Origin of the sequence: Paenibacillus sp. FSL R5-0912, assembly GCF_000758605.1 — a bacterium.
Taxonomy (GTDB): Bacteria; Bacillota; Bacilli; order Paenibacillales; family Paenibacillaceae; genus Paenibacillus_AQ.
In genome coordinates this window covers 6,692,432-6,715,703 of sequence record NZ_CP009282.1, presented here as the reverse complement: position 1 = coordinate 6,715,703, position 23,272 = coordinate 6,692,432, and the positions used below count along the sequence as shown (strand labels likewise).

At 53.4% G+C, this 23,272-nt stretch carries 18 protein-coding genes; 7 read left to right on the top strand and 11 right to left on the bottom strand.

Annotated features, from left to right (window positions below; all coding sequences use genetic code 11):
• Positions 1–127: 127 nt before the first annotated feature.
• The 3 genes from allB to R50912_RS28285 all read left to right on the top strand — a co-directional run bounded on the left by allB (position 128) and on the right by R50912_RS28285 (position 5,623).
• The gene (gene allB, locus R50912_RS28295; protein ID WP_042239666.1) at positions 128–1,540 is read left to right on the top strand and encodes an allantoinase AllB; all 1,413 of its coding nucleotides are present in this window, start codon (positions 128–130) and stop codon (positions 1,538–1,540) included.
• 82 nt (positions 1,541–1,622) lie between these two features.
• Complete coding sequence (locus tag R50912_RS28290; protein ID WP_042239665.1) at positions 1,623–2,183, top strand: cysteine hydrolase family protein; 561 nt, start codon at positions 1,623–1,625, stop codon at positions 2,181–2,183.
• 371 nt (positions 2,184–2,554) lie between these two features.
• Positions 2,555–5,623 carry a beta-galactosidase, LacZ type gene (locus R50912_RS28285; RefSeq protein ID WP_042239664.1) on the top strand — a complete coding sequence of 1,023 codons (3,069 nt, stop codon included), beginning with the start codon at positions 2,555–2,557 and terminating at the stop codon, positions 5,621–5,623.
• 136 nt (positions 5,624–5,759) lie between these two features.
• Here R50912_RS28285 and R50912_RS28280 read toward each other — a convergent pair whose 3' ends face one another.
• A complete protein-coding gene (locus tag R50912_RS28280; protein ID WP_042239660.1) occupies positions 5,760–6,641 on the bottom strand; it encodes a helix-turn-helix transcriptional regulator in 882 nt (293 codons plus the stop codon).
• A gap of 164 nt (positions 6,642–6,805) precedes the next feature.
• Here R50912_RS28280 and R50912_RS28275 point away from each other — a divergent pair, with 164 nt between their 5' ends.
• The 4 genes from R50912_RS28275 (at position 6,806) to R50912_RS28260 (ending at position 12,292) form a co-directional block, all read left to right on the top strand.
• Positions 6,806–8,203, top strand: a complete 1,398-nt coding sequence (locus R50912_RS28275; protein WP_042239659.1) for an MATE family efflux transporter — start codon at positions 6,806–6,808, stop codon at positions 8,201–8,203.
• A gap of 460 nt (positions 8,204–8,663) precedes the next feature.
• Entirely contained in the window at positions 8,664–9,530 is an 867-nt protein-coding gene (locus tag R50912_RS28270; RefSeq protein ID WP_231637928.1) for an ABC transporter permease, read from the top strand.
• A 36-nt stretch (positions 9,531–9,566) separates the two neighbouring features.
• Positions 9,567–10,460 (top strand): carbohydrate ABC transporter permease, encoded by an 894-nt coding sequence (locus tag R50912_RS28265; RefSeq protein ID WP_042239657.1) that lies wholly within the window; start codon positions 9,567–9,569, stop codon positions 10,458–10,460.
• Between the two features lie 227 nt (positions 10,461–10,687).
• A complete protein-coding gene (locus R50912_RS28260) occupies positions 10,688–12,292 on the top strand; it encodes an extracellular solute-binding protein (protein WP_042239655.1) in 1,605 nt (534 codons plus the stop codon).
• Positions 12,293–13,057: 765 nt separating this feature from the next.
• Here the strand turns inward: R50912_RS28260 and R50912_RS28255 are convergent.
• From R50912_RS28255 to R50912_RS28205, 10 genes are all read right to left on the bottom strand, one after another.
• Positions 13,058–15,289 (bottom strand): AraC family transcriptional regulator, encoded by a 2,232-nt coding sequence (locus R50912_RS28255; protein ID WP_042239653.1) that lies wholly within the window; start codon positions 15,287–15,289, stop codon positions 13,058–13,060.
• Between the two features lie 186 nt (positions 15,290–15,475).
• Positions 15,476–16,126: a DUF1989 domain-containing protein gene (locus tag R50912_RS28250; protein ID WP_042239651.1), complete on the bottom strand. Its 651-nt coding sequence runs from the start codon at positions 16,124–16,126 to the stop codon at positions 15,476–15,478.
• 24 nt (positions 16,127–16,150) lie between these two features.
• A complete protein-coding gene (locus R50912_RS28245; RefSeq protein ID WP_042239649.1) occupies positions 16,151–16,834 on the bottom strand; it encodes a cyclase family protein in 684 nt (227 codons plus the stop codon).
• Positions 16,835–16,973: 139 nt separating this feature from the next.
• A complete protein-coding gene (ade, locus tag R50912_RS28240; RefSeq protein ID WP_231637728.1) occupies positions 16,974–18,791 on the bottom strand; it encodes an adenine deaminase in 1,818 nt (605 codons plus the stop codon).
• A complete protein-coding gene (locus tag R50912_RS28235; protein ID WP_042239647.1) occupies positions 18,792–19,073 on the bottom strand; it encodes a EutN/CcmL family microcompartment protein in 282 nt (93 codons plus the stop codon).
• A 16-nt stretch (positions 19,074–19,089) separates the two neighbouring features.
• On the bottom strand, positions 19,090–19,842 hold the full coding sequence (locus R50912_RS28230) for a hypothetical protein (protein ID WP_042239646.1): 753 nt from the start codon (positions 19,840–19,842) through the stop codon (positions 19,090–19,092).
• Between the two features lie 8 nt (positions 19,843–19,850).
• Positions 19,851–20,132, bottom strand: coding sequence for a BMC domain-containing protein (locus R50912_RS28225; RefSeq protein WP_019908484.1), 282 nt, complete (start codon positions 20,130–20,132; stop codon positions 19,851–19,853).
• A gap of 199 nt (positions 20,133–20,331) precedes the next feature.
• The gene (locus tag R50912_RS36300; RefSeq protein WP_081956697.1) at positions 20,332–20,778 is read right to left on the bottom strand and encodes a BMC domain-containing protein; all 447 of its coding nucleotides are present in this window, start codon (positions 20,776–20,778) and stop codon (positions 20,332–20,334) included.
• An 84-nt stretch (positions 20,779–20,862) separates the two neighbouring features.
• On the bottom strand, positions 20,863–22,242 hold the full coding sequence (locus R50912_RS28215; protein WP_156123384.1) for a hypothetical protein: 1,380 nt from the start codon (positions 22,240–22,242) through the stop codon (positions 20,863–20,865).
• A gap of 735 nt (positions 22,243–22,977) precedes the next feature.
• Positions 22,978–23,244 carry a BMC domain-containing protein gene (locus R50912_RS28205; protein ID WP_042139963.1) on the bottom strand — a complete coding sequence of 89 codons (267 nt, stop codon included), beginning with the start codon at positions 23,242–23,244 and terminating at the stop codon, positions 22,978–22,980.
• Positions 23,245–23,272 lie beyond the last annotated feature (28 nt).

Genomic DNA, 23,272 nt, shown 5'->3' with positions numbered 1-23,272 from the left:
GCAGTGTTTACTATTATGTGCCTTTTGTACCCTGGGTTTTTTGTTGTGTACAGAAGCGTGGAGCTGATCTTGTCCCGTCCGGCCAGAGTGAGGATTCAACCAAATCATAAAGAAGAGGTGTGTACTGATGGGTTATGAACTGATCATTAAAAATGCGAGTATTCCGCAAGGCGACAGACAGGTGCTGACGGACATTCTGGTGAACAATGGCGTTATCGTGGGGTTTGCCAAGGATATTGACGCGGAGGCCGATACGATTATTGATGCACAGGGCAAACTGGTGCTGCCTGGGGTCATTGATTCGCATACCCACTTTAATGATCCGGGGTTCACACACCGTGAGGACTTCGTTACAGGGACCAGCAGCGCTGCGGCCGGCGGGGTAACGATGATAGTCGATATGCCTTGCTGCAGCGTACCGTCTGTACGTTCGGTGGAGAACCTGCATAACAAGCTAAATGCGCTCGAAGGTAAAGGAATCGTCGACTACGCCATGTGGGGCGGGATTACCGGCGAGGATGTACGCAATGATGTGCTGGATATTGTGAAGGAGCAGGCTGCTGAGGGCGTTGTTGCTTTTAAAGTATATATGACACCGTCTGTACCATCTTACCCGCGTGTGACGGACCCTGAGATGCTCGAAGCCTTCTATGCTGTAGCCGAAACTGGAATGCCAATCGGAATTCATGCCGAGAACTATGCCATCTGCGATTACTATACCCAGAAGCTGAAGAAGGAAGGACGGATGGATTATCCGGCATGGGCTGAAGCGCGCAAGATTCTGGCGGAAAAAGCGGCGATCCAGCTGGGTATCAGCTTCTCGGAGGAAACAGGAGCCCGCTTGCATATCGTGCATATGAGTACGGCGGCAGGCAATCAGCTGATCAAGGAAGCGAAGCTTAAAGGGGTGAAGGTGACCGCGGAGTCCTGTCCGCATTACCTTACACTGAATGCGGTGGATGCGATGACGGAGTTTGGGACTTTTGCCAAAATAGCACCTCCGCTGCGCCGTCCGGAAGATAATGAAGCGCTATGGCAGGGGCTGGTGGACGGAACGATTGACTTCATGGCTACCGACCATGCTCCTTATGAGATTGCTACGGAAAAGGATGCGCCGGGCATGGATGTCTGGACTTCCTTCCCGGGGATTCCGGGTGTAGAAACGCTGGTGCCGATTATGATTAGTGAAGGCTACAACAAAGGCAGACTCAGCCTGTCCCGCCTGGTGGAGCTGCTGTGTACGAATCCGGCCATCCATTATGGCCTGTATCCGAAGAAGGGCGCCCTTGAAATCGGCACCGATGCCGACTTCACGATTGTCGATCTGGAGAAGGAATGGACGCTCGACAAAGATAAAATGCACTGCAAACCGAAATACACCCCGTTCCACGGAATGAAGCTGAAAGGCAAGGTGGATAAAACCATTGTCAGAGGCACATTAGTCTACGATGACGAGCTTGGTGTGGTCGGTAAACCGGGCTATGGCGAGTTCGTTAAACGGCAGACGATCAGCGAGCTTCCGCGTTTGCTTAAATACTAGGGCGGTAGCATCGGAGAGGTTGGGGAATGCGCAGAAGGCTGATGGGATACGAAGTGGAAATCAAGAGAGGGAAGTGAGCATAATGGCTAAACACGCGGTAGTAATTATTGATATGCTGAATGACTTCATCCATCCGGATGGAGCGCTGACTTGTCCGAACGGTGCGGGAATCGTGCCAGCAATTCAAGAGCTGATCGAATTCAGCCACGAGAATGATATTCAGGTGATCTTCGTGCAGGAGGCGCACCGGCAGAATGATGCTGACTTCAGGGTAAGACCGGTGCACGCGATCAAAGGTACCTGGGGATCGGATTTCATTGCCGAGCTGACTCCGCAGCCGGATAAGGGCGATTATATCGTGCAGAAAAGAAGACACAGCGCCTTCAGCTATACGGATATGGATCTTTTTCTCCGTGAGGAGGGGATTGATACGGTTGTAGTTACTGGGGTATGGACCAACGTCTGTGTCCGCTCTACGGCATCCGACGCGATGTACCACACTTACAAGGTCAAGTGTATCAGCGACTGCTGCGCCTCCAAGGATGAGGAGATGCATATTTCCGGTCTGCGGGATATCGGGATTTTTGGAGAAGTGCTGACCCTGGCCGAGTATAAAGAGGTTAATGCTGTTGTAAAAGGCTAAAAGGATAAAAGGCTAAAAGACTGAAAGACTGAACCTGATACTATAAAAGCTCCATGCTGTACGGCGGTGCCGCTCAGCTGGGGCTTTTTGCGTGAAGGCGGATGGGAGGGTGTTCCTCTTAATACACAGATAAATAATCCAGTAAAAACGGTAAATATGCTATTCCATTAGCGGCTGCTAAAAGCTTAAGATGCAGTAAGAGGCCAGGGTCAAATGCCTCAAAGTCAGCTATGTGCACCTTAGTTGTGATCCTGCACTATGAACCTGCGAAGGTCTTGGGTAAAATGAAGCTGGAACTGCTGACGCAGAAGGTAAGGGAATCATGGAAGAGAACAAAATCATTGTGAGAGACCAATAAGGAGGAAAATATAATGTTCAGCAACGAGCCCAGTCTGGAATGGTTATGCGATGTTTCGGTTTTTAAGGTGAACCGATTGGAAGCGCATTCGGACCATCGTTATTACAAGACCATGGAGGAAGCGGAGCGACAAGTCCCAATGGAGCTGCGTCATTCCCTGAACGGAGACTGGAAATTCAGCTACGCGGTGAATGCGGCCAGCCGGATTCAGGATTTCTATAAGGCGGATTATGATGCCAGAGGCTGGGGGGACATTCAGGTGCCCGGTCATATCCAGCTTCAGGGGTACGGCAAGCCGCAATATGCCAATACGATGTATCCCTGGGACGGGCTTGATGCTGTGCGGCCGCCGGCGATTCCGGAGGAGAGCAATACGGTGGGGAGTTATGTGAAGTATTTTGAAGTTCCGGCGAATATGGAGAACGGACCGGTCTTTATTTCTTTTCAGGGCGTAGAGGCGGCTTGTTATGTCTGGCTTAATGGACAATTCGTCGGCTACAGTGAAGACAGCTTCACACCTGCAGAGTTTGAGTTGACCTCTTATTTGCAGGAGGGGGTGAACAAGCTGGCCGTTGAGGTCTATCAGCGCTGCACGGGCAGCTGGCTGGAGGATCAGGATTTCTGGCGGTTCTCGGGTATCTTCCGCGAGGTGTATCTGTATACGGTGCCGGAGCTCCATGTGCAGGATCTGCGGATTCACGCGGGGCTGGATGCTGCCTTCCAGGAGGGAACGTTAACTGCTGAGCTTAGCATGGCAACGGCGGCGGACGCTTTTGTGAAAATCGGGTTGAAGGATGCGGCCGGAGTCGTTGTGGCGGAAACCGGGGGGCAGGTTGCGGCTGGTAAGGCGGCGTTTACCCTGGAGGCAGGTACGGTATCGGTGTGGAGCGCAGAGAATCCGTATCTCTATAGCGTCTGTATCTCTGTATTCGATGGCCGCGGAGAACTGGTGGAGGCGATTGTGCAGCGGGCGGGGTTCCGCGTGTTCGAACTGAAGGACAAGCTGATGCTGCTGAACGGTAAACGGATTATATTCAAAGGGGTCAACCGTCATGAGTTCAACAGCCGCAGAGGACGGAACATCTCCAGAGAGGACATGATTAAGGACATCATCATCCTGAAGCAGAATAATATCAATGCTGTGCGGACCTCCCATTATCCGAATCAGACGCTCTGGTATGAGCTGTGCGATGAGTACGGTGTCTATGTGATTGACGAGATGAATCTGGAATCCCATGGCTCGTGGCAAAAGATGGGCGCGGTTGAGCCGTCCTGGAACATTCCCGGTGATCAGCCGGAGTGGCAGGATATTGTAATGGACCGTGCAATGTCGATGCTGGAGCGCGATAAGAACCATCCGTCCATCCTCATCTGGTCCTGCGGCAATGAATCGTATGCAGGTGAGGTGATTCTGAATGTGTCCCATTATTTCCGCAAGACCGATCCGGGGCGGCTGGTGCACTATGAAGGGGTGTTCCATAACCGTAAATACAATGACACCAGTGATATGGAGAGCCGGATGTACGCCAAGCCTGCGGATATTGCAGAATACCTGGAAGGTCAGCCGGATAAGCCATACATCAGCTGCGAGTATATGCATGCTATGGGCAACTCGGTAGGAGGGCTCCATAAATACATCGAGCTGGAGAGCCGGTATCCGCAGTATCAGGGCGGTTTCATCTGGGATTATATCGACCAGGCGCTGGTGGCCAAAGACAGATACGGAGAAGAATATCTGGCCTATGGCGGTGACTTTGATGACCGGCCGACGGATTACAGCTTCTGCGGCAACGGGATTGTCTACGCCGACCGGACCGTGACGCCGAAGATGCAGGAGGTGAAGTTCCTCTACCAGAACATCCGGATTATGCCTGAACGGGATGCAGTGAAGATCATCAACGGTAATCTGTTCGAGGGGACGGAGCGGCTACGGCTGGAGTTCCGGCTGTACCGGGAAGGGCGGCAGATCTTCAAGGGGCAGCAGGAGATTGCAGTTGCGCCGCAGGCAGAGGCGCGGATTCCGCTTGCGCTGCCGCAGGTGTCAGGAGCTCCGGGAGAGTACACGCTGGCGGCAAGCCTGCTGCTGAAGGAAGCGGAGCTGTGGGCTGAGGCGGGATTCGAGACAGCTTTCGGGGAATACATCTTCCGGGTTGAAGCGGCTGAATCTACAGCGGATCAGGAGGATGTGATGCTGCCTGCGGCCGGAGCGTTCAGGGTGATCGAAGGAGACGTGAATATTGGCGTAACCGGCCGCGGATTCACTGCCCTGTTCTCCAAGCAGGCAGGTTCGCTGGTGTCGCTCTGCTACGGGGGGCGCGAGATGATTGCTACTCCGCCTGCTCCGCTGTTCTGGCGGGCAACCACGGACAATGATAAGGGAACTGCGCTTGCTTACCACGCAGGCGGCTGGCTCGCGGCCAGTCTTGCCCGCAGCTGTGTGGCGGTAAGGCTTGAGACCGGGAAGGACCGGGCCACGGTGAGCTTTGACTATGAATTCAGCATCAGCCGGGAGCTGAAGACCCGTATTGAATATACGGTCTACGCAGACGGCAAACTGCGGGTCCGTATGGTCTATACCGGAACAGCCGGCTTGCCGGATGTACCGGTTGTGGCCGTGTCCTTCCGGATGTCCGCCGATTATGGAGAGTCGGACTGGTATGCCCGCGGGCCGGAAGAGAATTACAGTGACCGCGCGTCTGGAGCGCGTCTGGGACGTTTCCGGCGTAAGGTGACGGAGCTGCCGTCACCTTATCTGGTGCCGCAGGAGTCCGGCAACCGTACCGGCGTACGCCAGGTACGCATTACGGACGAGCGCGGCCGCGGGCTGCAGATTCAGGCGGCTGCGGGAGAGCCGCTGGAATGTACGCTGTCGCCATACACAGCGTTCGAGCTGGAGCAGGCAGCGCATCCTTATGAGCTGCCCAAGGTGCACTACACGGTTGTCACCATTGCCGCGCAGCAAATGGGTGTCGGCGGTGATGACAGCTGGGGCGCGCCGGTGCATCCGGAATACCGGATACCTGCGGACCAGCAGCTGGAATGGGAGTTCTGGATGACTGCGGCGGTGCCGGAGACAGAGTAAGCATTAGTAAAATAACCCCGCAAAGTGGGACTTTGGCTTCGATGATTACTCAGGTACTATGCGGAGACCCCGAAATATATACATTCTTAACCAGTGAAACAGGCCATCAGCGGAGGAAACCGCTGATGGCCTGTTCTCATGAGAAGCGCTGGCGGTACTCCCGCGGTGACAGTCCCTCCAGCTTCATGAAGGTGGAGCTGAAGTAAGGCGCCTGGTTGAAGCCGACCTCTTCGGCAATTCGGGCGATAGGGAAGCTGGTCTGCATCAGCAGCAGCTTGCTCTGCTCGATCCGGTAACGGAGCAGATATTCCATCGGTGAATAGCCATACGCCTTGTTCATGCAGCGGGCAATATAGACCGGATGAAAGTTAAGGCTGTCTCCGAGCATCGCCGTAGTGATCTCTTCGCGGTAATGGGCGCGGAGAAAGGAGGCGGCCTGTTCGGCGCATACAGTGGACTGGGAGCTGTGCTGCTCCGGCTTCACGGAAGCAGCAAGCAGCTGCAGAATGTCCTGGAAGAGAGTCTGCTGCCGGAAGCGGACCGATTCCAGGTGGGCAGTGGCTTGCAGCTGCCCCAGCTGGGCTAACAGTTCTTCTACCTTGGCCGCCTGCAGCAGAGTGACGAATTGCGACAGCGCGAGGTTAAAGAAGCTGATATTGAAGAACGAAGCGGGCAGGCCGCCAACCGGCTCATTCGGGCTGCCGTAATCCAGCGCGGAACCGGGTAGTGCGGGCCAGTCATGGAAGGTTTGGAAATGAAGCCAATAATAGGCTGTCTCCTCCCGGCAGCCCTCGGTTCCGAAGTGGTGGCAGTCCGGGCGAAGGATTAAGGCATCTCCTGCCTTCACCGTAAACCGCCGCTCCTCTTCACCGATGTACAGGCAGCCTTGCCGGACGACGAGCAGATCGAATACTTTGATATGCTGGCGGTTCGGATGCTGATAGCCGGGCGGGTAGTGATTGAAGCCGCTTGCAATATAATGCGGCAGGGGAGGAATGCGGAATAGGAGCGGATTCATTAGGTAGCCTCCAGCAGGATGGTTTGATTATTGAAAGTTTAGGTTTGAGATATGGTACATTTTCCAGAGTATATCATCTATAATTTATTTCGAGCAAGCTTGAATTGCAAGGCTTGATTACACAGGTTATAGCAGCCGCATATTGGCAGAGGAGGGTTTATTCCATGAAACCCATGGGTGGGAAGAGCGGACTGTGGATGCTGGCCTGGCCAATATTTATTGAAATATTTCTGCAAACGCTGCTCGGGACAGTGGACACTATCATGGTCAGCCGGATCTCTGATGATGCCGTTGCCGTGGTAGGCATTTCGAATCAGTTATTTGGCGCTTTGATAACACTGTTTACCACGTTCGCCGGAGGTGCAGGTATACTGATTGCGCAGCGGCTCGGCTCCGGCCGCAATGAAGAGGCGCGTACGATTGCGATCATGGGAGTTACCGTAAGCACTATCCTGGGGGTTGCCTTCAGTGTCAGCTTGTTTCTGTATGCCGATCCGGTTGCCCGGATGCTTCACATTTCAGGAGATTTGATTCCGCTATCTCATGTCTATCTCACTTATGTGGGCGGCGGATTGTTCATGGTTGGAATGACTGCCTCTCTAGGCTCTGCAATCCGCAATACAGGCAATACGCGCGGGCCGATGTATACGGGAGTGGCTGTGAATGTTATTCATATCCTGCTCAATTATATTCTGATCTTCGGCATGTTCGGCCTGCCGGAGATGGGGCTAAGCGGCATTGCGGTCTCCACGATGATCAGCAGGCTGATCGGTGTGGCTGTACTGCTGTATATGTTCAGCAGCGCTTTTGAGCGCAGAATCAGGCTGCCGGATTTCCGGACCTTCCACCGCAAATTATTCGCGGAGATCGTCAGGATCAGCTGGCCGCTGGGACTGAACTCCTCCTCCTGGGTATTGTCGCAGCTGGTGATTTATTCTTTTCTCGCCCTGCTGGGTGCCAAGGAGCTGGCTGCGCGTACCTATCTGAACACGCTGGAGTCCTTCTGCTTCACGCTGGGTTATGCCATCGCCATGGCCGGGCAGATTCAGATCGCCTATCTCTTCGGTGCCAAGCAGACGCAGGAGGCCTATCGTGCTGCATACCGGACACTATACATCGGGCTGGCCATCGTCAGCGCCAATGTGCTGCTATTGTATTTGTTCGGCCGGTCGCTGCTCGGGTTCTTCACTGCCGATCCGGAGATTGTCGCTATCGGCGTATCCTTGCTGGCGCTTAATCTGCTGCTGCAGCCGTGCAAAATGCTGAATATGGCCATAGGCAACTCGCTTAATGCGATTGGCGACACCCGCTATACCATGGTGGTCTCGATGATCTCCATGACGCTGATTGGCGTAGGCGGCTCCTACTGGCTCGGAATTTCGTCCGGCTGGGGGCTGCTGGGGATCTACTGCTGTATGATTGCCGATGAAGCGGCAAGAGGAGGACTGGTGCTGCTGCGCTGGCGGAAACGGAAGGTGCTGAGTCAGGCCGAATCGCAGTTTGCCGGGCGCCGGCAGGGAGTGAAGGAGAAGCCGGACGTGGCATGTTCGGTAGAGCTTTAAGGGTTATCTGATGATATAAGCGAGGCAGTACGCACACCATTCCCCCGGATTCTTCTCCTGAAGGAGAGTAATCCGGGGGCTTATTTGCGTTCAAGCTGCGGTTACTGCACAAAAGTATGAAATGTACACCCTGGGGTTGGCAATAAAATACAGGAATAGCTGTAAGGTTCACTGTTCAACTTCTGGAGGTGTCTTCTATACTCAGGTCATACATTGGACGAAGCCAACAGGTCTTCCGGAAGGAGGGCTTCGGGGGTTAGTGACGCCGCAACTTATATATAGGCATAGGAGAGTGAAGACTTTGAGACACCGCAAGCGCAAGAATAGTATGCTGCTCGCCATTGAGCTTCCTGTGAAGGAACAGGGCGGACTGCTGTCACCACACACTGAATCCGGCGCCCGGAAGAAAAGAAAAAAGGGATTTCTGCATGAGCTGGTTCATAATCGTGTTCTTTTTCTGATGCTGCTGCCGACGCTGCTGTTCTTCCTGGTCAATTCGTATTTTCCGATGGTCGGGGTGTATTATGCATTTACCCAATTTGATTTCAATTCGGGGCTGTTCAATGCTCCCTTTGTGGGCCTGAAGAACTTTGAATTTCTGTGGAAGTCCGGCACGCTGGTGAAGTTGACGCTCAATACGATCGGCTACAATCTGGCTTTCATCCTGCTTGGCAACATACTGGCCATTGTGTGTGCCATACTGCTCAGCGAGCTGCGGGTGAAATGGTTCAAGAAGCTGACCCAATCGATTATGTTCCTGCCGTATTTCGTATCCTTCGTTATTTTGAGCGTTATTGTCTATAACGTGTTCAATTATGATAACGGTTTCCTGAATACGCTGCTATCGCAATTCGGAGCCAATCCGGTAGATGTCTACAATAATCCGGTGATCTGGATCTTCCTGATTATCCTGTTCTATCTGTGGAAAAATCTCGGCTACAGCATGGTCATCTACCTGGCGGCCATCACAGGGATCAGCGATGAATATTATGAAGCAGCTAAAATTGACGGAGCGCATATTTTTCAGCGCATCTGGTATATCACGGTGCCGATGCTGAAATCCACCTTTGTCGTGCTGCTGCTGTTCTCGCTCGGAAGCATCATGAAGGGGCAGTTTGACCTCTTTTACCAGCTGATCGGCAACAACGGGGTGCTCTACAATACGACAGATATTCTGGATACGTACGTGTTCCGTTCGCTCAAGGTTACCTTTGATGTCGGGATGGCAACGGCGGCCGGTCTGTACCAATCCTTGTTCGGGTTCTTCCTAATTATGACGGTAAACTACATTATCCGTAAAATAAATGACGAATATGCCTTGTTCTAGAATGTGCTGAACATGATGCGGAAGGAGAAAACGAACATGCAAATCAAAGACGATCACTATACCAGGCTGCTGCAGGGAGTAGCCTACACAGTTATCATATTGGGCTCCCTAGCCTGTCTGATTCCGTTCCTGCTGATTATTTCCGCCTCCCTGACGGCCAATGAATCGATCATCAAGGATGGCTATCATTTGATACCGGCGCAGTTCTCGCTGGAAGGGTACAAGACGGTGTTTACATTTCCCGATGAGGTGCTGCGTGCGTATGGGGTGACACTGTTCACTACGGTGACAGGGACCACGCTGGGATTATTTTTTATGACAATGGCCGGTTATGTACTTGCCCGCAAGGATTTCAGATACCGCAATACCTTTTCATTCTATATTTACTTCACGACCCTGTTCGGAGGAGGGCTGGTGCCTTGGTATATTATGATCACTAAATATCTGCATCTGACCGATTCCTATGGTGCGCTGATTTTTCCGGGGCTGATGACCCCGTTCCTGATTATCCTGATGAAGAACTTTATCCGTTCCGCCGTTCCGGAGGAGCTGTTCGAATCGGCCAAGATTGACGGTGCCGGAGATTTCAAAATCTACTGGAGAATTGTGCTTCAGCTGTCGATGCCAGGCATCGCTACAGTCGGTCTGTTTCTCGCCCTGGCCTACTGGAATGACTGGTTCTCCTCTTCGCTGTTCATCAATGATCCGCATAAGTATCAGCTGCAGTTCCATTTGTACAATGTAATTAACTCGGCGTCCTTCATCGCCAACATGGGCGCAGGTACCGGTGTCAGCCTGGGCAGCGACTTGCCTACGGAATCTACCAAGATGGCCATGGCCATTGTCGTTACCGGACCGATTCTGTTCCTGTATCCGTTCATTCAGCGCTATTTCGTGAAAGGCCTGACGATCGGAGCTGTAAAAGGTTAGAACCGTTTGACAGAACGTACCATTATCATGAGTCTGTTATTTCGGCTAACATAGAGTCAAAACGGATGGAAGTAAGCTTACCCGGCCCGGGATTATGCCTTCGCAGTAAGTGTTGTGAAGCCAACGGAAAGAGTAGCTTACACAATCAAGTGTACGCTTCCGAAGCAGCTGTACTTGAAGCTGAAGCGTAGTTGTACCGCTTACCAAACTTTTAGGAGGGTTCATTAATGAGAAAGAAAGTAGGCAGAAAATCTCTGGTAACGCTTACGACTGGTGTGCTCGCTCTATCGCTTCTTGCGGGATGCGGCGGGGGCAATAGCAATGGCAATACCAACAGCGCTGGAACAGACGGAAATACAACCAACACTGCGGATGCAACAGACGGTGCTGCAGCCACAGCCGCAGCAGATACCGGCATTGACACCTCGAAGAAGGTGGAGCTGCAATTCTACATGCTGGGCGACGCTCCGAAGGATCTTCCGGCAATCCAGGCCGAGATCAACAAGATGGCTGAGGAAGAGCTGAATGCAACCGTGAAGTTCAATTATACAAGCTGGACGGACTGGGATCAGAAATACAAGCTGCTGCTGTCCTCCGGCCAGGCCATTGATCTGATTTTCACTGCGGACTGGACCCAGTATCAATCCTATGCGAAGCGCGGTGCCTTCCTGGCATTGGATGACCTTCTGCCTAAGGCGGCTCCCGAGCTGCAGAAATTCGTTCCTGAAAGCATGTGGGGGGATGTTAAGGTAGACGGTAAAATCTATACGGTTCCTGCCACTTTTAAAGAATATGTAACCAACGGTTTCGTCTACCGCGAGGATCTGCGCAAGAAATATAATCTTCCGGAGCCGAAGGACTTGGCCAGCTATGAGGCCTATATGGACGGCATCACCAAAAATGAGCCGGATATGATGCCAATGTCCCTAAACAGTGATGTGGGCAATAACCTGCACTACATTTATACGGAGCTGAACAAGATGATCGGCGCTCTGCCTTACGGTATGGGCGTGAAATATGAATCTCCTACAACGGTCTACTCCTACTGGGGCTCCGATGAGCAAAAAGAAGAGCTTAAAACGATGAAGCGCTGGGCCGACAAAGGCTTCATTCCGAAGAACGTGCTAAATATTAAGGATACGATGCAGGACCCGGTTACTTCCGGTAAAGCGGCCACCATGTTCGGAGACAACCCTAACCGGTTCAATGATATGAAAATGAAGATCAGCACCACACATCCGGATTGGGAGCTGGCTTATTCTCCATTCGGCTTAACTACAGGCTACGCTACACCGGTACATCCGATTCATAATGGATTTGCCATTCCAAAGAGCAGCAAAAACCCGGAAAGAGCGCTGGCCTTCTATCAGAAGATGGTCCTGGACAAACGGTATAACCAGCTGACGCAATACGGCATTGAAGGCAAAAACTACACTGTAGAAGACGGTTACTATAAGCTGGTCGGTACCAGCACTTCCAATGGCTTCACTCGTGAGGGTATGAACGGCTGGGCGTGGAGAAATCCGGAATTCATGCTGTTCGACAAGGGCTTCGACGGGGTCAAGGCGATCTTTGACGAGCTAGACAAGATCCAGAAGCCAGACCTGTTCCTGGGCTTTGCAGAGGATTACACCTCCTATCAGGCGGAGAAAGCCGCACTTGAGCAGGTGGAGAAGCAATATCTGTTCCCGCTGGAAGCCGGGCTCGTGGATGATGTAGACAAAGGGCTGGAAACCTTCATGCAGAAGGCCAAACAGGCGGGTCTTGAAAAGATTCAGGCGGAGTGGACGAAGCAGTGGAATGCTTATACTGCTGAAAAAGGAATCAAGTAGAGGAGTGCCCTGGAAGCCTAACGGCTTTTGGGGCTTTTTGTTGTGCAGATGGTAGGTGAGGGTACAGGTGCGAGTGCAGGGCTGGTGCAGGTGCGAGTGCAGGGCTGGTGCAGGTGCGAGTGCAGGGGGCTGGTGCAGGTGCAACGGAGGCGCGCCAGGTGAACGCTCCGAAAACGGAATGATGTTCCGATCGCTGTTGTGTCCGGATTTTATTATTTTTACCTTAGCGGTGAAAATCCGGACACAAAGGCGAACGCTGCCGCTTCTCCACATTCATTCCGTTTTCTCCGCTGTTTAAGCGGTAGCCAGACCTGCACACAGCACTCAAAGAGCAAAAGCCGCGTTAGACACCGTCTTCCATGGGGGAGGAGAGCAGAAAAGCCAGTCTCCGTGTATATGGAGACTGGCCAAAGCGGAGGGAGTTCTCTGCGTAGCTAGAGACTGGCTTGGTGTTCCACCAAAGCGTGAGAACATCCACCAAAGCTGAGAACAACCACCAAAGCGTGAGAACAACCACCAAAGCGGGAGGGGTCTTCGTGTACTGGAGACTAATCTTGTACAAAATACAACATTCCAGCTCAATATGCGCCAGCTAAGCGGGGATTGTTGTATGAAATGCAGCATTTTGCTTCATTCTAGCGGCTAATCGCGAGGGAAGCGGGAACAGGAACAGGAGCTGGAAATAGTACTGCTACAGCAGAACTGCCGTAAATGCCAGCATAACCCGAACCCCCCGAACTCCCGGAACATTAATGAGTCAACTATCTAAGCATTCTTCGAACGCCGGTAATCCGTAGGCGTCGTACCGAAGCTGCGCTTGAACATCCGGTGCAGATAAGAGCTGCTGGTGAAACCGCAGCGCTCGGCAATGGTAGTTACCGGCAGGTCGGTATTCTCCAGCAGGGCGCATACCTCGCGCATCCGCACCTCCAGCATGACATCGACGATACTGTTCATGGTCTGCTGCTTGTAAAGGCGGCTGATATAGATCGGCGACATATCGAGCTCATCGGCAATCTGGTTGAGGCTTAGGTTCGGCTTCATGTAATTCTCGTTAATCTTGTTATTAATCTGGCAGATCAGATCATGCTGCTTGGAGTTCTTCTTCTCGTCCAGCTGTTCGCGCAATGCAGTGAAGAGAGTGGAGAAGGCTTCCTCCAGCTCCTCAATGGTCTCAATGGATTCCAGGCAAGGCAGTCCGCTGATTCCGTCATTTTGTAAACGGTTACGTTTCTGCACAGTATTCGCGATTTCCCTGACCGTCACGCTGAGTCTGGATACTGTTAACTGCACCGTCTGGAAGGGGAAGGCTTCCGTCTCCCGGATAATGCTGTTGAACTGCTCGGCGGCGTCCTCCAGTTTACCGCTGAGCAGCGCGTCGGCCAGTTTCTTTTCCTTGTCGGTGGGATAGTGATAAGTGCTGGACTCAAGAGCGCATATGTGCTGGGCGTTAATAATACAGCCATGTCCGTAGAACAGGCGGTGATTCGACGCTTCCCGGACTTGCTTGTAGAGCTGGTGCAGCTGGCCAGCGTTACGGTCAATATGACTGTAGGTAAGCGTAAGACTTAGCTTCAGATAATCGGAGCAAGCCTGCTGGATCTGCCGGAGCAGCGCCTCAATCAGCCCGGTATCCGTATACTCCACGGGATCGATAATGTTCAGCAGCACAAGGATGCCGTCATCGTTCATATCAACAGTCTCGACGCGGTACGTCTGGCCACAAATTTCCGAAGCGATATTCATAATGGCAAACTTCGAGGCCAGCAGGTAGGAAGAGCGGGCTTCCCTGAACTCTTTGTAGTGATCAATCCTTAGCAGGATCAGGCGGAAATCATCATTGAAGGTGAAATGAATTCCAAGCTGGCGCAGCTTCTCTACCTGCTGAATAGACTGCAACGGCTTGAGGCCGAGAATGAGATCACGCAGTGTATTTTGCCGGATCATGAACATGCTGTCACGTTTCTCCGTTTCAAGAATGTTCATCTCGCTGACAATCCGGTCAATCGGCAGATAGAGGCTTCTGGACATGATCCAGGAGAGGCCTATGCCGGCCACCAGAACAAGTGCTGCAATGAGCAGGGTGGTGTTGCGGATGTTGTTGGTCTGCTCTGTAATGATGTCGTAGGGCGTAATCCGTACATACTGCCAGCTTAAGTCATCCGGTGCAGTATAAGAAATCAGCGAGTTCACGCCTCCGAAGGACCCGATGAAATAACCCGCCTCCTGTCCTTTGATCCGTTGTTCGATCCATCCGGCTTCCTCAGGGGAGAGCTCCTGCTGCTGCAGGCTGTTGCCGGACAGGAAAGCCCCCTGATCGTCCAGAATGTAAGTGGCGCTGGCAGAATTAATCGGACTGGTAATCTCCTTATTGATCCAGGGGGCAGAGATGTTGACGATTACCGCAGAGTTGATGGCCCGGTCCCAGCCGATGGCATCCAGACACAAAAAAGTATAAGCACGAACCTGGTCATTCTCCCGCGCACCATTGGAATACACTCTGGGAATCGGTGTGAAGGCCTTGTAGTCCTGATAATGGCCCAGGATATTAAGAATAGAGGTGTCTACCAGCTCTTGCTCAGTAAAGACACCGTTCTGCCCGTGGGAAGAGGCAATATACAGCTGTCCGCTTTTGGGATTATAGACATATATGGACTCAATATAAGGCATGGAGCTTAAATAATTGCCCAGCTCGGACATGGCTGCCGTGACATCATAGATATCAGGCTTATCGTAGAAAACGATTTTGGAGATCGTACTGTTGCGGTATATTTGAAAAGAAAGCGATTGCGCAGCATCGGTCATGTTAACGACTTCCCTGCTGGTCTGCGTGAGGTTACCGAGGTCCGACTGGAAAGCCTGCTTCTTTTCCACGCCGATATAATAGTTGTAATAGATGATGGTGGAGACAAGAAAAGTTAAGGAGACGCAAAGCGTAATGCTGGCTAATAATCTGCTGTACAGTGCTCTTTTATTACCAATCTTGTTCAGTCTCATATAAAGCCCCCTGTCTCACTGTGTACTCTGGCGATACCGTCCTGTCTATATTGTTCATAGAACAATTATAAGCTTCATAGCATGAACGGGACAGTGGAACAAGATTACAACAGTGAACAGGCTTGATAATCCGGCAGTGAACAAATGCAAGATTTGTGTACAAAAGCTACCCGGGAAAGCGGATGGTCAGCGGTAGGGAGCCTCACGGTGCGGCGGATATACGGCTGCAGCAGGTTCGGTAATCTGCATCATCAGCGGGGTTACCTTGAAGCCGTTGACCGGGGCCAGATCCTGCGAGCAGGAGGAGAGGGCGACGATCACATCGGTCAGCGCCAGGAGTGCAACGTAATCGCCGGGCCGGGAGAGCGGCTCTTCGATGACGTAGTCGAGATTCTCATCCAGCGCATTGTTCATGAACCAGTTAATGGGATCGGGCAGCTCCTTGTGACCCAGCTGATATTTGTGCAGTGCCTTCTGCAGGTTGTCATGGCAATTCGGATGCTCCTCCAGCCCGAAGTCGATCTTATAACGGTAATAGTCGCACGCCGGGAAAAAGAAATCATGCTTCCCTACGGTATCCTTCGTAAGCTGCATCAGCGGTCTGCGGCGGTTGCTGTAGAGGCCGTCGCCGGGCTTGAGCCTTATACTGCTGAGCGATGATCTCATATGCACAGGGGACACATGCTCGTCAGGGTCCTCAGCATTATAGCAGACGAAATCGCCCACCTGCTTGCCCTCGGTATCGATGATGTAGAGCGTCTGGCCTTTGCGTACGCGTGCACTTCTTCCCTCGTAAGCCGGTACCAGGATTTCTTCAATTACCTTGTCGGTGGTCATGGTACATTCACCTGCCTAATCTGTTTATTCTATGAATACCGCGACTGCACGGATGGGGGAGCCGGTGCCTCGGCGGATCCGGAGCGGAAGTCCGAAATACAGGAAACGCTTCTGGGCGATCAGATGCAGATTGCAGAGATTCTCGGTATTGGTCATCCGGTACTCACGGCAGATCAGGTGGCCGGAAAATAGCGGGTCCAGCGGATTGTCGATGGAGGGTGCATCAATGCCGATGTTAATGATCCCCTGCTTCGCCAGCCATCCCGCCGCTTCATAATCCAGGCCGGTATAGCGGGTCAGCCATTCTTCAGTGCCGTAGGCACGGTTATAATGCCCAGTGTACAGCAGGACGATATCGCCTTTATCCAGATGGAGGTGGTCTTTGCGCAGTGCCTGTTCCAGATCAGGCCGGGTAATGTAGGCGTCCGGTGAAATATGGGAGAGGTCCAGGCAGACAGCCGGTCCGTAAAAATACTCCAGCGGCATCTCATCAATCGTCGGCCCATGCGGATCATATTCGTAAATCGCATCGCTGTGGGTAGGGCCGTGCTCGTTAATCAGCAGATTGTTCGTGGCAAACTCGAAGCCGAGCCTGCGGCGGCTCTCTTCGTGACTCATATTGGGGAAGATCATCGTCTTCTGATGCGGCGGAAAGACCGGCATTCCCTGGTAGATTTCCTGGGAAAGATCTATCACTTGAATGCCCATAAGAGGTGCTCCTTTCACAGGGGAATTAGTTAGTTGCGTAACTGATGACCGGCTGACCGGCTCCGGATGTTAGGCGAGGCTGACGTGCGCAGCGGCAGGATGCAGACTCAGCCTGACGGCAGACGCAAGGGCTGCGGGCTCAGGCGAGCGGCGGCAGCACGGTGAAGGCATCGGCGTCGATCAGGCCAACGTCGGTGATTTTCCAGGCCGGGCTGGTGACCAGCGACAGGAAGGAGAGATGCATGAACGGCACATGCAGTGTACAGCCCAGCTCCTCGCGGGCCAGCCGGTGCAGCTCGGCAATTCTTGCGCTCATCTCTTTGCCGGTCAGCTCATCGGTCATCAGTCCGCCAATGCGCAGCGGCAGATCGCCGACCACCTTGCCGCCTTCGATCATGGCGATGCCGCCGTCCATCGCGATAACCCGGTTGACCGCAGTCACCATATCGGCGTAATTGGTGCCGGTGACGATAATATTATGGGTGTCATGGGCCACGCTCTCTGCAATGGCCCCGGCCTTCAGCTTCATGCCGCGGACGAAGGTTTTGCCGATCTTACCGCTGCGGCCATGCCGTTCTACGACAAGCAAGGGCAGCAGATCGTTCTCGACAGAGGGCTGCACAACGCCATCCTTCACGGCAGCGGTGTAGATGCCGGAGCCGGTCAGATTCTGGTCGGGGATGACCTCGATGACGCGGACCCGGACGGTTCCTTGGGCACCTTCAGCGGAGAGCTGAAGGTCAGCAAGCTTAACCGGCTTGCGCTTCACAGACTTTTTGACAGAGTCTGGATAGATATAGGAGGGGATCTCTCGCGTCAGCTCGCCATCACTGGCAACCTTGGCTCCGCTGATATAGACTTCGGCAATGGTCATGTTCGTCAGGTCGCTGATGACCGCGATATCGGCCTTCTTGCCTGGGGCCAGCACGCCGATATCCTGGAAGCCGAAATGGGTGGCCGGATTGATCGTGGCCATCTGAATCGCCTCAACCGGATCAATACCGACGGCAATCGTCCGGCGGATGATATCATTCATATGGCCGTGCTTCAGCAGATCCTCCGGCACCATGTCGTCGGAGACCAGAATGGCCCGCCGGGAATCCATACCTTCCTCGGTGATTGCCCGGATGCACTCCGCCATATTGCGCTGCGAGGAGCCTTCGCGCATGAATACACTGACCCCGTAGCGCAGCTTCTCCATCATTTCTTCCTTGGTTGTTGTCTCGTGGCAGGAGATATGGCCTCCGCCGCAGATGATATGGGCAGCCAGCTCCTGGCCGAACAGGCCGGGGGCGTTGCCCTCAATGCTTTTGCCGATAGCCTTGGCATAGGAGACGGAAGCGAGCAGATCATCGATCAGGTAAGGAGCGTTGCGGTATACAGGATGGACATTGCTGAACCCCTGCAGTTCACCGATTCCCTGAACATGGTCGTCATTCAGCAGTTCCTGCATATCCTTGGAGCCGATATCTGCGCCTGCGGTCTCGAGGCCGGGCACATCGGGTGTAAGGCACGGGACGGTGAACAGCACGCGGTTCGGCAAGGTCTTCGCTTCTTCAATCATGGCCTTCATTCCGGGAACGCCCAGTACATTGCCAATCTCATGGGGATCAGCCACCAGCGTGGTTGTTCCGGTTGGAATCGACAGCTTGGAGAACTCAGTAACCGTCAGCATTGCACTTTCAAAATGCATATGTGAATCGATGAAGCCCGGACTGATGAATTTGCCGCGCATATCCTCTACTACTGTGGAGGGACCGATCAGTTTATCAGCCTCGCCGACAAGCAGAATCCGGTCACCTTTAATTGCTACATCCCCGGGGTAGATCTCCCGGGTGATTACGTTGATAATATAGCCGCCCTTCAGCACCAGGTCGGCATGGAGCTGGCCGGATAGCAGCACATCAATCATCCGTCGCCGCTGAATCGCATCTTTGATATCGGTAGTCAGCATCATCTACAATCCTCCTGCTCTGGGACAATCCACACTATCTACGATTCCGACAATTGCGGCATCTATAGGGGCATTTGGATGCGTTGACGCCCTCGAAGCGACGCTGCCCACTGCATAGATAATGGTCTCCCCGATGCCTGCGCCAACGGTGTCGACAGCAATAATCAGCTGTCCGGCAGGCGTCCCGTCAGGGAGAATGGGCTGTACGATCAGCAGCTTGGCTCCGACGAGATTCTCATCTTTTCGCGTAGCCACAACGTGTCCAGTAATGATTCCCAGCTTCATGTGATGGTCACCTCTTCTATTCAAATCCTGCATGATTAAGCTCAATTCCATATTGCCGGGCGGTGTCCCTGGCCAGGGGAGTAATTACTGCCGGGCTGTTCAGAGTGATGGAGGTTCTGCCCAGCTTGGCTGCTGCGATGATATCCTCCTCCGTCAGTACCTGCCTCCTCAGCGGGGCAGAACCTGCAGACAGCCAGCTTAAGGCATCGGACGGTGCCAGTAGTCTGATCCCATAGCCGGATATTGCGGTCACCATGCTGCGCATTTTCTCTTTCAGCAGCGGACTGGCCTGAGATAAACCCTGCTCGCTCCAGCGGTAATGCTCCGGCTCCGCTCCAAGAGTAAGCGCGCCCACGGGCTTGCCGGCACACAGGTTCTCAACAATCAGTCTCACGAAGGGATGCCCGGTATCCAACTGAACGAGCCGGGACAGGAATGACAGCGACAGAACAGGGATCAACAAGGCGTCGGCATCGGCAGGGGAGAGTTTATCGGCCTGCCCCGGGTGGATCAGGTCATCTACTCCGGTTTGGCGTGCAAGTTCTCCGGCGTTATTTGTCCCGAGCAGCTGATCTTCTGCCCATAAGCGTAGCCTGAGTTTCTCCGTACTTAAGCTCCGCAGCGCAGCGTAACCTTCCTCCATACCAATGAAATGGCCGGCCAGCAGCACCAGCACCCGGGGATATTCCTCATTCAGCGCTGCCGTTCTGGAGCGGTATGACAATCCCAGCAGGGCATTCTCTGCAACTGTACTATGCCGGCTGTCCATGGGAGTATTTATTCAATACCCTTAGAGAGCAAGGCACGTTCTACTTCACTGTGCGGACGGGGAATGACATGAACGGATACCAGTTCACCGACCCGTTTGGCAGCGGCGGCTCCCGCATCCGTAGCGGCTTTTACGGCGCCTACGTCCCCGCGTACCATAACCGTGACCAGACCAAAGCCTATTTTTTCATACCCGCAGATTTCCACGTTTGCTGCCTTCACCATGGCATCGGCTGCTTCAATTGCGCCTACCAGACCTTTAGTTTCGATTAATCCAAGTGATTCTCCCATTATAAAAAACCTCCAATAATTTAGTTGTAATTCAAAAATGCCCTGCCGGAAACGAGACACGCAGTAAGTGGATAAGACAGATAGACAGGCGGACGGATAGATAGACGAACAGATAGTTAGTTAGGTAGGTAGGTAGATTGGTAGATTGGTAGATAGGTAGACAGATAGACAGACAGATAGATAGGTTGATTGTTAATGCTTATTCAATTTCTGGCAGATCCGGAGCAGTGGTACTGGCACTTCCGGCAGTTCCGGTTTGGTCGGTTTGATCAGCTTCGGCAAGTATGGCAGATGCGGCAGATTTGGCTCCGTCTGATGTAGTTCCGGCGTCTGTCGTCTTGGAGTCTGCGGGCAGGCCCGGAAGGAATCTGGCCAGTATTTTGCTGTTTACATCTTCATGGGTCTTGGCGATGACATGGGCGGAAATGACTGTGCCTATCCGCTGGGCTGCCGCTTTGCCAGCATCCACCGCAGCGCCGACTGCAGCGACATCACCGCTTAAATGAATGGTTACGCCGAGTGAACCGCCGACACCGATAACCTTCTCAACCGCAATCAGCTGCACATCCGCCGCTTTCAAGGCTGCATCTGCGGCGGAGACGGCGGTGGTATATCCAAGAGTCTCAATTAATCCGAGTGCCTGCATCACCGGCACCTCCTTTGTTATTAATGGGCTTAGTCTTTAGAGATGCTTGGGCGACAGGGCAGGATTGCTTTTTCAGAGTTGCTGCTAGTCAGCAAAGCGTGTGAACCCTGGCAGCACGCTTGCCATCTGAGCGGGGGTTCCGCTGATTATGCAGTAGCTGCGCTCGGCGCGGAGGCTGAGGCCTGCATCCGGGCAGCTGCCGAGCAGCTGTTCCGCGAGGCCGATGCTGCTCCAGCGCGAGGCGGCATCGATTACGGCAATGGCCTCCTGCTGGCCTGCAGCCAGATGCCGCCGAAGCAGCGGACCGGGCTGCAGGCTCGTGTATACCCGAACCCGGCGGGTGGAATCCCGCTGCAGGATTCCGGTGAGCTCTATCAGCAAGCGGTCCAGTTTGAAGGAATCGTTGCTGAACAGCCTCAGCTCAAAGCTCCCGCCGCTGGCGCCCCACTGGATATCTGCTTCCAGAGCAGGGTCACTGCCCAGCAGTTCTTCTGCGGCGAACAGCTGGCCCGGATGGCAGAGAGGAACGCTTAGTATGCCTGCCGAGCTGTAGCTGCGGCCGGCAGTGCCTAGCAGCGTGCGGAGCCTGCTGCTGATTACCGGGAATAGCCAGGCATCCATAGTTCCATCCCGGATGAGGGGGACTGGAATGTCTGGTGAAGCAGTGTTCCGGTCATATGACACTGCCAGTGAATCCATCGTCCGGGTGGGGCCAGCCCCCGGGATACCGCCGGACCGGCAGGGAATATCTCCGGTTGAATTCGTGCCCGAATGCTGAGTACCGGTTGGAATCGAAGCCTGCCCGCTCCCGGCAGGCAGGGTGCGCAAGAGCAGAGGGGACAGATACCGTTCGGCAAAGCTCCGATGATCCCCAGGCACATTGACTGCCGGGGATCGTGCCGTATTTGGGTATGCTGCCTGCTGCTCTTGAAAAAGATGTGAGGTGCGGAGCTGTGCAGCCGCATCCGCAGCCGGTAACCGGGCTGGAGTAGGGGATGCGCCGGGCAATCCGTGTGATTGGTGTGATCCTAGTGATTCTCGTGATACCGGTGACCTTGATGATCCCGGTGACCCCGGTGACCCTGTCGAGCCGGGATCACCGGGCAGACCAAACAATGCGAGCCGCTTCCCGGCCTGCTCCTTCTGGTAATTGATCCGCTTGATCCCGCCCGGTGGTTTCGGGCAATCCACGGGACTGCTGCAAGTGTCCAGGCAGTCCGACCAGTTGCCCGCTGAACAGGAAGGGCCGACTGAAGCAGAAGCAGAAGTCGAAGCCGGAACGGGAGAGGGAGCAGAAGCCGGAACGGGAATGGGAGCAGAAGAAGGTGCCGGTGCCGGAGCTTCAGCAAGGACGGGAACAGGTGAAGTAACGGTAACGGGTGAAGTAACGGAAGTGAGAGCAGCAGCAGCAGGGTGATTTCGCTCCAAAACCTCGGCAACAATGCTCTTCATGAAATTGGACAAGGGAAATCACCTCCTAAACTAGGTATTAATGCGCGCAGTATAGGTTTCCTTCAGACAATTTTTCAGACAACTTGGGATCGTGTTGTTCACACGCAGAGAAGTGCTGCCAAACGGAAAAACGTCCACTAATCATATGAAGAGTCCTAAATAGCGTGCAGTACAAGCTAAACTTTAAAGACACTAACGAAAATCCTACACGAAATACAACATTCTCCTCGTGAAATCGAGCGTAATCCGTAATTGTTGTATAAAAGGCAACATTCCTCCCGTATTCAAGCTGCTAAGCGGGGAATTGTTGTATTTCATACAACAATCCTTACAAGTTCCCTAGTATCGGGGTATCTAAGTTGTAAAACGTACAACTTTTTGGCCAGTACTTACAGATGTGCTTACAGTAGTACTCACAGTACTTACAGACGTACTTACAGTAGCGGCTAGAAGGTAGCACTCATAGATGTACTTGCAGTAGTACTCACAGTACTCACAGATGTACTTAAGTTAGCTCGCTTCGCTGCCGGGCCGCGGGCCGCAGAGTAACGCGTTAGTCCTTGGGTGGAGTGCCACGTGTAGTTGTATAGCCAGCGTATCTCATGGCTGTATACATACAGCGGCAGAACCGTTTCTTGCAGTCCTTGCTACCCGTCCGTATAACCAAGGCTTGCTCCGGTCACCGCTGATTTGCTGACTTTTAGCTATAGTCTAGGTGCATGCATATAGTTCTATAATTCAATCCATCTACAGCAGCATCCGCGCCAGATCCGGGTGCGGCCGGGGGATAACGTTGGAGGAAATCAGCTGTCCCCCCGTCCGGGGATAAGCGGCGATACCGGCCTCCACGGCCGCCTGGACTGCGGCGACATCGCCTTCGACGATAACCGTTATAAGTCCGGAGCCGACACGCTTGAAATCGACCAGCTTCACATTTGCTGCCTTGCACATCGCATCCAGTGCTTCAAGGGCCGGAGTTAGTCCCCGGGTCTCGATCAATCCGATCGCTTGCATAATCCACCTCCTGCTAAGCTAAATTGTG